Source organism: Gammaproteobacteria bacterium (assembly GCA_034522055.1).
In the GTDB taxonomy this organism is placed as follows: domain Bacteria; phylum Pseudomonadota; class Gammaproteobacteria; order JAABTG01; family JAABTG01; genus JAABTG01.
The window spans coordinates 845479-861095 of the sequence record JAXHLS010000006.1 but is presented as its reverse complement, the minus strand read 5'-3'; the positions used below and the strand labels follow the sequence as shown (position 1 = coordinate 861095).

The 15617-nt window shown below is 63.3% G+C and carries 14 protein-coding genes; 10 read left to right on the top strand and 4 right to left on the bottom strand.

Features of this window, described 5'->3' with window-relative positions; genetic code table 11:
• Window positions 1-24: 24 nt before the first annotated feature.
• The 4 genes from U5S82_22760 to pepN form a co-directional block, all read right to left on the bottom strand.
• Complete coding sequence (locus U5S82_22760) at window positions 25-207, bottom strand: hypothetical protein (GenBank protein ID MDZ7754386.1); 183 nt, start codon at window positions 205-207, stop codon at window positions 25-27.
• Between the two features lie 473 nt (window positions 208-680).
• Complete coding sequence (locus tag U5S82_22755) at window positions 681-842, bottom strand: hypothetical protein (protein ID MDZ7754385.1); 162 nt, start codon at window positions 840-842, stop codon at window positions 681-683.
• A gap of 142 nt (window positions 843-984) precedes the next feature.
• Complete coding sequence (locus tag U5S82_22750) at window positions 985-1524, bottom strand: hypothetical protein (protein ID MDZ7754384.1); 540 nt, start codon at window positions 1522-1524, stop codon at window positions 985-987.
• Window positions 1525-1721: 197 nt separating this feature from the next.
• Window positions 1722-4379, bottom strand: coding sequence for an aminopeptidase N (gene pepN / locus U5S82_22745; protein ID MDZ7754383.1), 2658 nt, complete (start codon window positions 4377-4379; stop codon window positions 1722-1724).
• Between the two features lie 398 nt (window positions 4380-4777).
• On the opposite strand from pepN, the gene U5S82_22740 reads away from it, so the two are divergent.
• From U5S82_22740 to U5S82_22695, 10 genes are all read left to right on the top strand, one after another.
• A complete protein-coding gene (locus U5S82_22740) occupies window positions 4778-6412 on the top strand; it encodes a CTP synthase (GenBank protein ID MDZ7754382.1) in 1635 nt (544 codons plus the stop codon).
• The gene (gene kdsA / locus U5S82_22735) at window positions 6409-7236 is read left to right on the top strand and encodes a 3-deoxy-8-phosphooctulonate synthase (GenBank protein MDZ7754381.1); all 828 of its coding nucleotides are present in this window, start codon (window positions 6409-6411) and stop codon (window positions 7234-7236) included. The genes U5S82_22740 and kdsA overlap by 4 nt, the downstream gene beginning before the upstream one ends.
• A gap of 156 nt (window positions 7237-7392) precedes the next feature.
• Entirely contained in the window at window positions 7393-8685 is a 1293-nt protein-coding gene (gene eno, locus U5S82_22730; GenBank protein MDZ7754380.1) for a phosphopyruvate hydratase, read from the top strand.
• Between the two features lie 3 nt (window positions 8686-8688).
• On the top strand, window positions 8689-8964 hold the full coding sequence (ftsB, locus tag U5S82_22725; GenBank protein MDZ7754379.1) for a cell division protein FtsB: 276 nt from the start codon (window positions 8689-8691) through the stop codon (window positions 8962-8964).
• 436 nt (window positions 8965-9400) lie between these two features.
• On the top strand, window positions 9401-9766 hold the full coding sequence (gene soxX, locus U5S82_22720; protein MDZ7754378.1) for a sulfur oxidation c-type cytochrome SoxX: 366 nt from the start codon (window positions 9401-9403) through the stop codon (window positions 9764-9766).
• A gap of 240 nt (window positions 9767-10006) precedes the next feature.
• A complete protein-coding gene (soxA, locus tag U5S82_22715) occupies window positions 10007-10849 on the top strand; it encodes a sulfur oxidation c-type cytochrome SoxA (GenBank protein MDZ7754377.1) in 843 nt (280 codons plus the stop codon).
• Window positions 10846-11604, top strand: coding sequence for a hypothetical protein (locus U5S82_22710; GenBank protein MDZ7754376.1), 759 nt, complete (start codon window positions 10846-10848; stop codon window positions 11602-11604). The genes soxA and U5S82_22710 overlap by 4 nt, the downstream gene beginning before the upstream one ends.
• A 651-nt stretch (window positions 11605-12255) precedes the next feature.
• Entirely contained in the window at window positions 12256-12699 is a 444-nt protein-coding gene (locus U5S82_22705; GenBank protein ID MDZ7754375.1) for a desulfoferrodoxin family protein, read from the top strand.
• A gap of 652 nt (window positions 12700-13351) precedes the next feature.
• Window positions 13352-14035 carry a TlpA disulfide reductase family protein gene (locus U5S82_22700; protein ID MDZ7754374.1) on the top strand — a complete coding sequence of 228 codons (684 nt, stop codon included), beginning with the start codon at window positions 13352-13354 and terminating at the stop codon, window positions 14033-14035.
• 51 nt (window positions 14036-14086) lie between these two features.
• Window positions 14087-15565: a twin-arginine translocation signal domain-containing protein gene (locus tag U5S82_22695; protein MDZ7754373.1), complete on the top strand. Its 1479-nt coding sequence runs from the start codon at window positions 14087-14089 to the stop codon at window positions 15563-15565.
• Window positions 15566-15617: the final 52 nt, after the last annotated feature.

The window sequence follows — 15617 nt, the reverse complement described above, 5'->3', positions numbered from 1 at the left end:
CTGGACAATAGTGAGCCCGCTGGGCTAGCGCGTCACCAGGGCCCAGACGTCAAGGTTGCCGAGTTCCATGGCCACGAAGGTGATGGTAACGACCGCTGCCAGGGCCAACACGAAGGTTCCCCAACCGGCGGTCTTTCTCTCTTCTCGACCGAACATCCGGCGGGAACGCCATTCACGTTCGGCGGCATCGAGATCGATTTTTCGCATAAATTCCCCGCTTGGTTTTATCGGTCCTTTTCGCGCCTGAACCGGAGAGCCGGCGCAACGGGACTCTTCTTGATTGATACTTGGACATCAAGGGTCGCGGTATCTCGGAAATAAGCCCCGAGAAGCCGCCGCCCGGCGCCCCGGTTTCCCACCATCGCCTCGGACGATGGGTGCCGGGTGGGCGTTCAGAGTGCCACCAACGGCTCTCCACGAGGGCCCATGCAATGCCGGATATGCGTGAATACCCCTAATCCTCGTCTTCTAACTTAAACCATGGACCCCGGGAAGATCAAGAAAATAGCTCAAAAAAACAGGATGTTAAAAAGAATTGTTGTTATATTTTCGCTATAATCCATGTAAGTTGCGTCGCTTTTGCGCAACAATGGGTCTGCCCCATTTGCCTTCCGATCCCCGGCATGAGGCCATGGCCGGTCATCCCAAGCCCCGCCGTCGCCATACCCTGCAAGCAGGCTTTAGGGTCTCCCAGGCATGAAGCGTTTCGCCAGGATCCTCTGCTGCCTGATGGGCAGCGGCGCGCGGGGATCCGTGAGGCGGGCGCAGGCCTGGTAGCGATCGCGGATGTCCCGCACATAGCGCACCGCCACACCGACCCGCGCATATGTCAGGTCCACCACGCCCCGAGCCATACCGTCTCGAAGCCTATGATCCGCCCTCGCCACAGGAAGGGCGAAGCGACGAATATGCTCTCCCCGGGACCCTCAAACTCTCAGGCTGTGGTGGCCGAAAAATCCAGAACCAGCGTCGGGTGAGGCATGACTACTGTAGTAATGCCACGTCTTCGGGCGCGGGCGCGCCGGCCGGGCGCTGGGCGGGGCGGATTTCCGTTCCGCGGATCGGCGTCATGCTGAGGGCGAGCCGTATCCCGGCGTCGGGAGCCTCGCGCCCGCTGGTGGTAAACGAGGGTGGTCCATTGCTACCGTCGAGGCGGGTATCCAAAGCCAGGGCGATATCGCGGCCGCCTCCGTCACGCGCGAACCAGCCGAGACCGCGGAAATCATCGAGGGTGGCAAGGGACCCGGGTTCCTCGCATAGCGCCCGTTCCTCCTTGACGAGCCCCTCGAGGAGCCGGCAATCGCGGCGGGTCACCATGTCCAGGGCGTGGTCGGCGAGGCCCTTGCCGGAGACCGCCACGGACACCAGGCCCATGCCGGTCATCACGGGATGGGACGCCAACTGAATGAGGCCGGCACAGCCGCCGAGGAGCAATGGCGCGGCGGCGATGACGGGCAAAAGAAACCGGCCGCGCCAGGTTCTGGCCGCGACCGGGTGGCTGGCTGGCATGCTGTGTTCCCCCATGGGCGAGATCCTGATGGTCCATCCGGCGTGGTTAGGATTGTAGTCTCGGTATGCAAAAAACGGGCCATCGATGTCACGTCCGGATCCGGGTTGCCCCGGGCCTGGGAATTGTCACGACTTCATGTGACTTCTCAATATTTACTCGCTTAGTAAATTTAGTACCTTAGAATGGAAACTTCTAGTTTTACATCGGCTTTTCACGCGAGACTCCTCGAGATCACCTCGTAGAGATCGGGGGACAGGGCGGGGGTCTCGGCGAGTTCCCTCAGGGTGGCTTCCATGAGGGCGCGGCGCCGCGGCTCGTGGTGACGCCAGCGCCGGAATACCGTGGTCAGACGGGCCGTGAGTTGGGGGTTGCGTGGATCCAACTGCCGGATCTGCTCCGCCAGGAAGCGGTATCCGGCGCCGTCGGCGCGGTGGAAACCCACGGCGTTGCCATGGCAGAAGACGCCGATGAGGGCACGCACCCGGTTGGGGTTGCGGCGGTCGAAGTCGGGGTGTTCCAGCAGCGCGGTGACCCGGGCGAGGCTGTCGCCCACGGTGGATGAGGCCTGGAGCCCGAACCACTTGTCCAGCACCAGTGGATCGCCGCGCCAGCGCGCGAGGAAATCATCCATGGCCGCCTCCCGCTGGGGCGATGCGGTGTGATTCAGGGCATTGAGGGCACCCATGGCGTCCGTCATGTCCCGCGCGCCCTGATATTGTGCAAGGGCCCTGTCGTGGTGCGTCCCGCCGGGCAGGGCAGTGAGGTAGTCCAGGAGGGTGTTCTTCAGCCGCCGCCGGCCCACGGCCTCGGGGTCGCGGCTCGGCGAAGACCGGGCGGCGAGGGCCTCGTAGAGGTCCAGCATGGGCGCCTCGAGGGCCTCCGCCAGGGTGGCCTTGATCCGACCCCGGGCCCCGTGGACCGCGTCCACGTCCAGTTCCTCCACCTGTTCAGAGAGATAACCCTCGGTGGGCAGGGCGATCACCTCGCCGGTGAAGGCCGGATCCTCCAGGGCCCGTTCCAGCACCCGCTCCATGGCGTTCATGAGGGCGTCGGGCGGTGGCGATTCGATGCCCTGGGTATGGGCGGCGATGGCCGCCAGCAGGCCATTGGTGGCCAGGCGGTAGCCGGCGTCCCAGCGGTTGAAGGGGTCGCTGTCATGGGCCATGAGAAAGGCCAGTTCCGCGTCATCCTGCCGGGCCTCGAGCTTCACGGGGGCGGAGAAGCCCCGCAGCAGGGAGGGTATCGGGCGCTCGCGAAGCCCGGTGAAGCGAAATGTGGCGGACTCTTGCCGCAGTTCCAGGACGCGTTCGGTCGGGGCCGCCGCGGGATCCTCGTCCTCCAGCACCAGGGGCAGGTCATGACCCCGCGGGTCCAACAGGCCCAGGGCCATCGGGATGTGCTGAGGGGCCTTCTCGGGCTGGTCCGGAGTGGGGGGGCAGGACTGGCGCAAGCGCAGGGTGTAGACCCCGGCGCCGGCGTCGAAGTCGTCTTCCGCCTCCACCACGGGGGTGCCCGCCTGGCCGTACCACAGGCGGAACTGCCGGAGGTCCACGCCGTTGGCGTCCTCCATGGCGGCGACGAAATCGTCGCAGGTGACGGCCTGGCCGTCGTGGCGCTCGAAATAGGTGGCCATGCCGCGCTGGAAACCCGCCTCCCCCAGCAGGGTATGCAGCATGCGAATCACCTCCGCCCCCTTCTCGTACACCGTCAGGGTGTAGAAGTTGTTGATCTCCATGTAGCTGTCGGGACGCACGGGGTGGGCCATGGGTCCGGCGTCTTCGGCGAACTGGGCGGTGCGCAGGTAGCGCACGTCCTGGATACGCTTGACTCCCCTGGAGTTGAGGTCGGAGGTGAACTCCTGGTCGCGGAATACCGTCAGCCCCTCTTTCAGGGAGAGCTGGAACCAGTCGCGGCAGGTGACCCGGTTGCCGGTCCAGTTGTGAAAATACTCGTGGCCGATGACGGCCTGGATGTTCAGGTAATCGTCGTCCGTGGCGGTGTCGGGACGGGCGAGGACGTACTTGGAATTGAATATGTTGAGACCCTTGTTCTCCATGGCGCCCATGTTGAAGTGGCTGACGGCCACCACCATGTAGTCGTCCAGGTCGCACTCCAGGCCGAACCGGGTCTCGTCCCAGGCCATGGCCTCCTTGAGGGACTGGACGGCATGGCCGCATTTATCCTCCTCGCCGGGCTCCACGTAGAAGCTGATCTTGACGTCGCGGCCGCCGCGGGTGACGAAACGATCCGTCACCGCCCGCAGATCGCCTGCCACCAGGGCGAACAGGTAGCTGGGTTTGGGATGGGGGTCGTGCCAGCGCACCCAGTGGCGGCCGTCGTCCAGGGTGCCCGCCTCGTCGCGGTTGCCGTTGGACAGCAGCACGGGAAAGCGGGCCGGGTCGGCCACCAGGGTGGTGGTGAACACCGCCATGACATCGGGGCGATCGGGGTAATAGGTGATGCGGCGGAAGCCCTCGGCCTCGCACTGGGTGCACAGCATGTCGTTGGACAGGTAGAGCCCTTCGAGGGCGGTGTTGGCACGGGGTGAGATGCGGTTGCTCACCTCCAGGGAGAAGCGATCGGGGACCCGCTGGATGGTGAGGGTGTCGTCCACGACGTCGAAATCCCCGGCCCCCAGTTCCTCGCCGTCCAGCACCAGGCCGTCCAGGGTCAGATCCTGGCCGTCCAGCGTCAGGGGGCCGTCCCGGGACTCCGCCGCGGGATTGCGGGCCATGCGCAGGACATTGGAGACCCGGGTCTCGTCGGGGTCCAGTTCGAAGCGCAGGTCCACGCGTTCTACGAGGAAAGCGGGTGGGGTGTAGTCGACGCGCCTGATGAGGCGGGGAGAGTTCTGTTTCCTGTCGGTCATTGCGGGGCTCGGGATCGTCATGGTTAGGATGGGGCCAAGTCGCTGTTCCGACTGCAGATCGCCGCGGGTCTCGGGGCGGGTTACCCAGGATTCGGAACAGCCATCCACGAAGCTACGCGCAGCCGATGGGTAAATACAAGCATCCGGGGCGATGGAGTCTGGGACACGCCCGGCCACGGCTCGGCCGTCACTGCGCGTTGAGCCGCGGGGGGCGCTCTGGTAATCTGCAACCCCGTCTTGAGAGGGACGGCACGCGTCGATTCAGTCCACCGTTCACCACCAGGACCCGTCCGCACGTTTCACGGGGGAAGGCGCCCTGCCGTCCCGCCGCGTGGCGTGCACCCATTTACCGATCGCCTGCCGTGGCTTGGGGTAGGCGGTGATACCGATCGGGAAGCATGACTCGATACATATTCGTTACCGGTGGCGTGGTGTCCTCTCTGGGCAAAGGCATCGCCGCGGCGTCTCTGGGCGCCCTGCTGGAATCGCGGGGGGCCAAGGTCTCGCTCATCAAGCTCGACCCCTACATCAACGTCGATCCCGGGACCATGAGCCCCTTCCAGCACGGCGAGGTATTCGTCACCGCGGACGGTACCGAGACGGATCTGGACCTCGGGCACTACGAGCGCTTTGTCTCCACCACCATGGGGCGCAGGAACAACTACACCACGGGGCAGATCTACGAGGACGTGATCCGCCGCGAGCGCCGAGGCGACTACCTCGGCGCCACGGTGCAGGTCATTCCCCATATCACCGACGCCATCAAGGAGTGCATCAAGGGTGCGGGGGAGGGTGTAGACGTGCTGATGGTGGAGATCGGCGGTACCGTGGGCGACATCGAATCCCTGCCCTTCCTGGAGGCCATCCGCCAGATGGGTATCGAGGAAGGCCACGACCGCGCCCTGTTCATCCACCTCACCCTGGTGCCCTACATCCCGTCCGCGGGGGAGATCAAGACCAAGCCCACCCAGCACTCGGTCAAGGAACTGCGCTCCATCGGCATTCAGCCGGACGTGCTGCTGTGCCGGGCGGATCGACCCCTGCCCCCCAACGAGCGCCGCAAGATCGCCCTGTTCACCAACGTGGAGGAGCAAGCGGTGATCTCCGCGGTGGACGTGGACAGCATCTATAAGATCCCCCGCGGCTTCACCGAGCAGGGCCTGGATGACTACGTGGCGAGGAAGCTCGGCCTCGATGCCGGGCCCGCGGACCTCTCCGAATGGGACAAGGTGGTGGAGGGTCTCGAGCACCCCGTGGGCGAGGTCAGCGTGGCCATGGTGGGCAAATACGTGGATCTCACCGAGTCCTACAAATCCCTCACGGAGGCCCTGATCCACGCCGGCATCCGCACCCGGAGCCGCGTCAACATCAGCTACGTGGATTCCGAGGTCATCGAGAAGGAGGGCACCGGCTGTCTCGCCGACGTGGATGCCATACTCATCCCCGGCGGTTTCGGCAACCGCGGCATCGAGGGCAAGCTGATGGCCGTCAATCATGCCCGCGAGCAGGGCGTGCCCTTCCTCGGTATTTGTCTCGGCATGCAGGTGGCCGTCATCGAATACGCCCGCAACGTGGCGGGGTTGGAAGGGGCCCACAGCACGGAGTTCGACCCCGCCACGCCCCATCCGGTGATCGCCCTCATCACCGAGTGGGTGGGTGTCGGCGGTACCGTACAGACCCGTAACGAGACCTCCGACAAGGGGGGTACCATGCGCCTCGGGGCCCAGGACTGCCGCCTGGTGCCGGGCACCCTGTGCCGGCGTATCTACGGCCAGCCCATCATCGCCGAGCGCCATCGCCATCGTTTCGAGTTCAACAACAACTACCTCAATCGCCTGCAGGATGCCGGGCTGGTGGTGGCGGGGCGTTCCAGGGACGACAGCCTGGTGGAAATGGTGGAACTGCCGGGCCATCCGTGGTTCATCGGCTGCCAGTTTCACCCCGAGTTCACTTCCACGCCGCGCTACGGGCATCCTCTTTTCGAGGGCTTCATAGGCGCCGCCCTCGGCTACCACACGGCGCGTTCCCAGTGAAGCTGTGCGGCTTCGAGGCGGGTCTGGATCAGCCGTTTTTTCTCATTGCCGGGCCCTGTGTCATCGAATCCCGGGACATGGCCCTGAGCACCGCCGGGGCCCTGCGGGACATCACCAACCGGCTCGGCATCCCCTTCATCTACAAGTCGTCCTTCGACAAGGCCAACCGCACCTCCCATGAGAGCTACCGCGGCCCCGGCCTCGAAGAGGGGCTGCGGATCCTCCAGGATGTCAAGGCCGAGACCGGCGTGCCCGTGCTCACGGACGTCCACGAGGACACCCCACTGGAGACAGTTGCCGGGGTGGTGGATGTGCTCCAGACCCCGGCCTTCCTGTGCCGCCAGACCAATTTCATCCAGGCGGTGGCCCGCCAGGGGCGGCCCGTCAACATCAAGAAGGGCCAGTTCATGGCCCCCGGCGACATGAGCAACGTAGTGGAGAAGGCCCGGACGGTGGGCAATGATCGGATCATGGTGTGCGAGCGCGGCGTATCCTTCGGCTATAACTATCTGATATCAGACATGCGCGCCCTGGTCATCATGCGCGAGACCCAATGCCCCGTGGTGTTCGATGCCACCCACTCGGTGCAGATGCCGGGAGGCGAGGGCGGCCGATCCGGCGGCCAGCGCCAGTTCGTGCCGGTACTGGCGCGTGCCGCCGTCGCGGCCGGGATCGCAGGGCTCTTCATGGAGACCCATCCGGACCCGGACCACGCCTTGAGCGACGGCCCCAATGCGTGGCCCCTGCAGCGGCTGGAACCCCTGCTGGGGGTGCTGGCCCGTATCGACGAGCAGGTGAAGTCGGGTGCTTTGGTGGAGGAGTAGCAGTCCCGGGCCGGGGTGGCCTTTGGTCATGCCCTGAGATCTTCCCGCTACGCCTCAATAGGCGACGGGCGTCGACGGTTCAAGGGCCCCACCGCGTAGCGGTTTACCGGTGGACCCGAACGAGCTTTTTCTTTGCAACGAGTTTAAGGAGAGACCATGTCTAGAATCATCGGGATACGGGGGCGCGAGGTCATCGACTCCCGCGGCAATCCCACGGTGGAGGCCGATGTCATGCTGGAATCCACCGCCATCGGCACGGCCACCGTGCCCTCGGGAGCCTCGACCGGCGCGCGGGAGGCCGTGGAACTGCGGGACAACGATCCGGCACGCTACTCGGGCAAGGGCGTGCTCAAGGCGGTGGCCAACATCAACGGCGAGATCCTTGAGGCCCTCAAGGGGCATGGCGCCGACGATCAGGAGGCGGTGGACCGCATTCTCATCGACCTCGACGGCACCGACAACAAGGGTCGGTTGGGGGCCAACGCGATACTGGCGGTATCCCTCGCGGCGGCCAAGGCCATGGCGGTGGAGCAGGGTACGTCTCTGTTTCGTCACATCAACCCCCAGGGTCCCTACAGCCTGCCCGTGCCCATGATGAACATCCTCAACGGTGGTGCCCACGCGGACAACAACGTGGACGTCCAGGAATTCATGGTGATGCCGGTGGGCGCCCCCACCTTCCGGGAGGCCCTGCGCTACGGCGCCGAGGTCTTTCATGCCCTCAAGAAGGTATTGCATGACCGCGGCCTCAATACTGCGGTGGGCGACGAGGGCGGTTTTGCGCCGGATTTGCCCTCCAACCAGGCCGCCATCGAGGTCGTGCTCGAGGCGGTGGAGAAGGCGGGCTATCGGGCCGGTGAGGATATCTTCCTGGCGGTGGACGTGGCGAGTTCGGAATTCTATCGCGAGGGGCGTTATGAACTGGCGTCGGAGCAGCGCAGTCTGGATTCCGCGGAGTTCGTCGATTACCTGGCCGGCTGGGTGGACAACTACCCTCTCCTCTCCATGGAGGACGGCATGGCGGAGGATGACTGGGCGGGCTGGAAGCTCCATACCGACAGCCTGGGCAGGCGTATCCAGCTGGTGGGTGACGATGTCTTTGTCACCAATGCCCGTATTTTTCAGGAGGGTATAGACAAGGGCATCGCCAATTCCATTCTCATCAAGGTCAACCAGATCGGTACCCTGAGCGAGACCCTGAACGCCATCCGCATGGCTAAAGATGCCGGCTATACCGCCGTGGTCTCCCATCGCTCGGGCGAGACCGAGGACACCACCATCGCCGATCTCGCCGTGGCCATGGGCACCGGCCAGATCAAGACCGGTTCCCTGTCCCGTTCCGATCGCATCGCCAAGTACAATCGCCTACTGCGTATCGAAGAGGAACTCACTCTGGCCGGAGAGGACGTGATCTATCCGGGTCGTAAGGCCTTCTACAACCTGGCTTGAGACATGTATCACCTGCTGCTCTCCGTATTGGTGGTGGGCACGGTGGCATTGCAGGGGCGCTTGTGGCTGGGCGATGGCGGAATCCGGGATGTGTGGCGTCTGGAGGCCGCCATCGCCATGCAAGAGGCAGAGAATGCCCAACTGAGGCGACGCAACGCGGAACTGGCGGCGGAGGTGGAGGATCTCAAGGAAGGCAACGCCGCCATCGAGGAAAGGGCCCGCTATGATCTCGGCATGATCAGGAAAGGCGAGGAGTTCTACCTCATCGTGGAACGCTGAGGGGGGCGGGGTGGCGGCGATGGGATCGGTGAATAGTGAATAGTGAATGGTGAATAGGGAATGGTAGTAGCGCCCATGCCATGGCGGGCCCGCCAGGAGGCGCTTGCCAGGGGACGGCGGTATTGTCATAGTTGATGTCACGGGATCGGAGGATTCGCCGGCCACGGGGAGCCGGTGAAGGGACTCCGGCTCCGTGTCGGGCGGGCGCCCGGCGGATTGATGAGAGGGCCTCGAGGCCGAAGGTTCTCACCGATTATGGCGGCAGCGATAGCGGATGGGCCAGGAACGGTTTCCGGATGCCATAGCCCCATATGCCATAACCCGATATGTCATAACCAATAATAACCATAAGTCAGGGGTCCGGCCCGCAGCGGGTCGAGACCGACGGTTGATAAACGGTGGTCCACACCGTAATGACACTTCCAGAGAGGAGTTTATGAAATTCAGATACCTCACCAGACTGGTCGTGGGACCGGTCGCACTTCTGCCGTTGCTGCCGGCCCTGCCCGCAGTGGCCCAAGACCGCGCCGTCGTCCTGGAACAGGGCAAGCAACTCTCCTTCGAAAGGTCAAAGGGCAACTGCCTGGCCTGCCACGTAATCGAAGGGGGCGAGAGCCCCGGCAACATCGGGCCACCCCTGGTGATGATGCAGGCCCGCTATCCCGACAAGTCCGAACTCCGCGCCCAGATCTGGGACGCCCACGAGAAGAACCCGGACTCCATCATGCCCCCCTATGGCCGCACCTACCTGCTCCAGGAGAGCGAGATAGACAAGGTCACCGAATTCATCTGGTCCCTTTAAGCAGGCGCTGACATAGCCACCCCGGCTCTCTCAACGCACGCGGAGCGAAAGATGTGAATCCGCTTTGCTTCCTCATCAGCCACTTATGTGGCCGGAAATGACGGTACATCCCTGGACCACGGGACACGCCGAATGACGAGGCCCAAGGTCCACGGCGCATCCGCGAGCCCGGACGCGTACCACGCCGGCTCGCCATTGGACCAGCTCGCCATTGGACCAGATCGCCATTGGAGATTAGACATGAGTGACCTCACCGACCGTATCAGGTTTCTTTTCCTGGCCGCATCGATGGCGGCCGCGGGTCCTGCGCTGGCGGGCCCCCAGGAGGATCTGAAGGAGTTCCAGGCCTTCTTCAAGAGTCGTTTTCCCGATGTGTCCATGGCGGAGTTCGGCAACGGCGCCTATGCCATCAACGACGACATGCGCGAGAACTGGCTGGCCACCGAGGAGTTCCCACCCTATGAGCCCATGGTCGACGAGGGCAGGGAGGCGTGGAATACCCCCTTCGCCAATGGCAACACCTACGCCGACTGTTTCGACGGCAACCCGGGCGTGGTGCAGTACTTCCCCTATTACGACACCGACAAGAAAATGGTAATCACCCTGCCCCTGGCCATCAACGAATGCCGGGCGAAGATCGGTGAACCCGCGCTGCCCTACGGCAAGGGTGAGATCACTCACATCATGGCCTATATGGCCTTCGAATCCCGGGGCGAGCTGACCGATGTCGTATCGCCTACATGCGACCCGAATGCCCTCGCTGCCTACGAAGCGGGCAAGGAATACTGGTATAAGCGCCAGGGCCAGTATCAGTTCTCCTGCGCCCATTGCCACAAGGCTTATACGGGTTCGAAGCTGCGAACCGATGTCCTGAGTCCCGGCCTGGGCCACACGAGCCACTGGCCGGTCTACCGCGGCGACTGGGGAGAGATGGGCACGCTGCACCGGCGTTTCGCCGGGTGCCTGGAGATGTTGCGTGGACGGGTACTCGACGAGCAGTCCGAGACCTTCCGTAATCTGGAATACTTCATGACCTTCATGAGTAACGGCGTGCCCCTGAACGGACCGAGTTCCCGCAAGTGACGGTGGATATGTCTCCCCAGGCGGATGCCGACACCGGGGGTATCCAGTGGGCGCGTATCGAATGCGAGTTCGCCCTGCTCGATGACGAGAGGCTGGCCGCTCTCGCCACGCCCCTCGGCGGTGGCGCGTGGTGTATCGAGGCGTGTACGGACGACGTCGTGGCCCTGACCCTGAATATCGAGCCGGTGCCAGAAGATATGGACGGAAAGGATATGGATGCCGAACAGGCCCTGGGCGGCGCGGTCTACGACTCCGGAGATGGTTCCATGGCTGGAGCCGTCGACGAGGGTGGGGCATCCGCTATCGATCCTCCCGGGGATCGCGGCGAGCCCGAGTCCGGGTGCGTGTTGCGCTTCAGCGGACAGCGCTTCGCCAACGTCGTGGCGGCCTCCAGCGTGCGCCTCGGTACCGGCGTGGCCGGCCTCGTGTACCGCGCGTCGAAGAAGGGGGATTACCTGTGCATGGAGATGGACCCCGCTGCGGGCAGCGTATCCCTGGTGAAGGTGAAGGACGGTATGCGGGAGGTACTGGCGACGGAGGAAGTCGTCCTGCCCTCCGGCGAGTGGCTCTATGTCTATCTGCGCCACGTGAATCCCTTCCACAGCCTTTCCATCAACGGTGCCCTGGCGCTGACCACCGAGTATCGCGTGCCCGGAGGCTATCTCGCCACGGGTGCCGTCGGGCTCAAGGGCGAGCAGGCGAGGGGCGCACACTTCGCAAGGCTGGGGGCGGTGGACGTGGTGGCGGGAGACTGAGACACGACAGAATACCTGCCAGCCGCCGTGCCCCGGATCGTGGGATAACCGCCCGGGGGAATTATTCGAGGGGTGAAAGAGCATATTAACTACGAAAGACGCGAAATGCGCGAAACTTTCAGGAAACACTTGGGGGTTTAGTGGGCAGTTCCCTCTTTGCAACTTTCGCGGTTATATTGTTATTTTCTTACCCTGAAAGACGCGAAATACGGGAAAGTTTCAACCAGTTAGGTTCAGGGAAGCCCCGGTTATTTCATTTTTCGCGCATTTCGCGTTTTTCGCGGTTAGATTTTTTTCTTAAACCACGAAAAATGCGAGAGTCGCTAAAGCTTAAACCAGGCCGGTTCGGGGGGATCTCCGGTGATTCTCTTTTCGCGTATTTCGCGTCTTTCGCGGTTGCATTTTATTTTTTTAAACTACGAAAGACGCGAAATGCGCGAAAATTGCAACCAAACAGATTCAAGGGATCCCCGGTGATTCTCTTCGCGTATTTCGCGTCTTTCGCGGTTGCATTTTCTTTTTTGAACCATGAAAAACGCGACAGGCCTGAAAGTTGCAACCGCGTAGGCCCGATAGTACGTCGCTGCTTTCTTTTCGCACCTTTCGCGTGTTTCGTGGTTGCATTTTTGCCCTTGAATCCGGAGAAGAACGATGAAACGACGTGATCTGGTGCGCCTGGCGGGGTTTGCCCTGCCGGCCGGGCTCGTGGCGCCAAGGCTCGCCAGAGCCGCCGATCCCTGTACGGTCAATCTGCAATCCCGCATGGCGGGCGGTGTGTATCTCACCCGGGAATCGCCGGGGCGTTTCCCCGATAAGGCCGGTGGGCATGTGCCCATGATCGATGTCCGTCGCACGAACGGCAACGATTTCGACGTGCGGGTGCTGACGGCCCATGAGATGCGGGGATACGAGCATTACATCATCAAACACCAGTTGCTCAACTGGGCCTTCGAGGTCATGGACGAGCACATGTTCGATCCCGAGCGGGACGAGGCGCCGGTCTCGGATTTTAAGGTGACCGAATACGGCGGTCCCCTCTATGCCCTCAGTATGTGCAACGAGCACGACGTGTGGTTGTCCGGAGTGCTCGTCTGAGACCACTCCGATTCCGGCCCGGCCCGGCCCGGCGCGGGTGCGCGGGGCGGGGAGGATGTCGGGATGAATCCCGCCCTACAAAAAGCGTAACCGCGAAAGACGCGAGTGACGCGAAAAGGGAGAAGGTCAGGGAGGAGTGGCAGTTCGAAAAGGCGCAGCGGATCCACCGTTTCGGCTTCAGCAGAGCGGACGCACGGGTGGTAATCTTTTCCCGGCTCTGTTTCGCCGGCAAAAAGCATTGAGTTCGGAATGCAATCCGGGATAGTCTTTTGAGCAAGAAGCCGCCATTACAAGGCTTCAGTGAACAGAGAGTTCAGCGCACGGCACCGTGCCCATCATCACCGGCACGCTCCACAGTCTGCGCCCGCCCACGCGGAGTCGGGGCGGTGCATCCACATCGGAGCCCGCACCACGGTGGGTCTGCTTGTTTCGCGCTGATTTTAAACCGTATATTCAGGAGACGTTTGCCGGTTTTCGCGGGCGTGCCTGCTAAAAACATAACGTGGGGGATCAACCCTGCGGCCGGTGATACGTGCGGATTTGACGAAATTCTTACCCGGTGCGCATGCACGGGGGTGACCACTGGTTCGAGACCATCCCGGTGGCCAGTTAATTTTAATAATTACTGATTTTCTACAGGAGGAATGTCGAGATGTGGAGCTATAAGCCTCTTTCCGTGGTCGTGGCTGCGGTTGCGGTATTCGGTCTCGCGGGCACGGCCCTTGGCGCCCAGAATCCCTGCCTGAAGGAACGCCCTGCCTCCGGCCAAGGGGGGGGCGGCTATTCCGCGCCCCACGAAAAAAAAGGAGGGGAGTTCCCCACCGCGGACGAGGTGGGAGGCGACGTGTTCATCGCCCCCCTGGGCAAGGGCGCGATGATCCCCAAGGATATCCCCATCGAGACCCTGGATGGCAAGCCCACTACTACCGGCCGCATCCTCGATGGCGACCGTCCGGTGGTCCTCAATTTTTTTCTGTTGTTCAGCCCCCGCTCGGTGGACGAGATGAAGAGCCTGCAGGAACTGTCCAAGACCAATGCCAACGTGCAGGTCATAGGCATCAATATCGGCAACGTCGGTGGCAAGCTCAACCCGGAAAGTGCGGAGTCCGACGTGCTGCGCAATCTGCGGCTGGTGGCCCGGGAGGCCGGTGCCAACTATCCCATCTACTCGGATACCCACAGTTACACCGTCCAGACCTTCGGGCTGCGCAACGCCCCCACCACCTTCTTGCTGGACAAGAGAGGGGTGGTGAAACGGGTCTACGCGGGGCCTCAGTTATGGACATCCCAGGAGCGGTTGCGGGATATCCAGGAGATCATCGAGGAATCGAAGTAACCCTTCGCGGCGGTGGACTGACTCATAAAACACAGATACCCGGGGAGTGAAATGATGAACATCGATCGACGCAGGTTCCTGAAGGGCGCGGGCGCGGCCGGCATGGCGGGTGCCGCCTCCATGGCCGGCATGGGGGCCGTGCCCCGCCACGTATCGGCGGCCAATCTGGCCCCCGCCGAATCCTATAACAATTCCAATCTCGCGCGCTTCGCCGGCAACGTGGTAGTGAAACCCGGCAAGTATTCCGGCCTGGTGCAGGTGGTGGACCTGGGGACCTCCGAGACCCTGGCGTGGCTGCCCATGATGCTCACGGGTATCGACGCCCCGATACCCCATCACATCTGCGCGATGCCGTCGAAGAACCCCCGGCAGACCTTCGATTTCTTCTTCACCATGCAGCGCCCGGGGTCGCCGTACATCAACGAGAACTCCCCCGAGTGGCGCGAGCGCGGCCACATGGGCATGTGGAAGGCACGCTACGACGGGCGCGGCGAGCAGAACCGCATCATCCTGGTGAACGACATCGCCGACACCACGGGCATGGGGCTGGGGGTCCACGCCGCCCTGGGAGTCGGGCCCAACCAGGGTCTGGTGTCCTTCGCCGACGGCCAGAAGGACCTGGTGCTGGTGACCACCACCGACGACCAGCCGAAGATCGTCGTGTCCTACAAGTTCGATTACGACCCGGTGGCCAAGACCCTGAACTGCAGCCGCGTCTTCCCGGACCCGGCTACCGGCAAGTTCGACTACCAGGGCCTGCGGGGCATGAAGATCACCCATGAAGCCCTCATGGGGGAAGAGCTCATGCCCGCCGATCCCACCGCCTGCTTCATCGATACCCTGGTGTGGCATCCCGAGTTGCCCCTGGCCACCATTCTCATCCGCCGCCTCGGCCTGGTGGTCATCGTGGATACCGAGACATGGGAGCCCATCACCGTCATCGCCACGCCCAAGGGTGCCCCGGACCATTTCCCCCTGGTGCGCCAGACGGGCTACACCTGGGCCTTCTCGGTGCCGAGCGTGCTGTCGCCCATGCACGAGGCCGGCTTCCTCACCAACGGCAAGTACCTGTTCTGCTGCAACAACGTGCTGCAGAACAACGTGGGCGTGGTGGACAGTTCCCACCACGACCCCAGGAGGTGGAAGAAGATCGCCTACATCGAGGGCTTCGGACGGACCCACCTGCCGTTCCACACCGGCAACATGCAGGACTCCCGTTACATCTTCTTCACCGCCTGGGCGCGCCGTCCCAACCGCGGCTATATCGTGCGCTGCACCCCCGGCAACTGGACCCTGGATGCCAAGATTGACATCGGCCCCGATCCCCATACCGTCGACGTGCTCCATGACGACGAGCACATCTCCGCGGTGTACAGCGGGCACCAGGGCGGCCAGTCCGGCCTGGTGATCATCAACGCGGACTCCCTGGAGATCGTGGCCCGTATGCCGTCGCCCAACGGCCATCACGACCACGTGGTCATACCCGCCGACTGGCAGATGGCCAAGGCGAGTCGCTCCATTTCGGTGTGATATCGGGGCATTGACATGGCGGACCGCCGGTGCGCCGGCGGCCCCCTCGTTC